The following is a 420-nucleotide window of genomic DNA, read 5'->3' as shown; positions in this document are numbered from 1 at the left end:
CTTTCGCAGCTGGCGCAATCTGGCGGGCGTGCGAGTGCAGCTGATCGCCGATGGCGAGGCATTTGCGGGCAATACGTTGCGCGTCATGGTGCGCCTCACCGGACGGGTTCGCTCACATGCCATCGATGTGCGGCTGGGAGAGGCGCGCCAGCGACTCGAGATCCATGACGGCGAAGGCAGCGCGCCGCTGGAGCTGGCAGCCTTCCAGCGTGGCCAGTTCTCATTGCCGACACTGACGCTGGAGTCGCGCTGGCCATTGGGACTGGTGCGCCTGTGGGCCTGGGTCGCGATCGACACGCCGGTCCTCGTCTATCCACAACCGGAGCTTCCCTCCATCCCGCAGGGCAGTCGTCGTACGCTCGAACAGATAGAGCAGGGCGATTTCGCCGGGCTGCGCCGCTATGTGCCGGGTGATGCGCC

At 66.4% G+C, this 420-nt stretch carries 1 pseudogene; it reads left to right on the top strand.

The window, feature by feature from the left end:
• Positions 1-420, top strand: a pseudogene (locus HUS66_RS17510) (hypothetical protein); the annotation flags it as partial.

It is taken from the genome of Onishia taeanensis (assembly GCF_013349955.1).
GTDB classification, from domain to species: Bacteria; Pseudomonadota; Gammaproteobacteria; order Pseudomonadales; family Halomonadaceae; genus Onishia; species Onishia taeanensis_B.
This window is presented reverse-complemented; position numbering and strand designations above follow the sequence as displayed.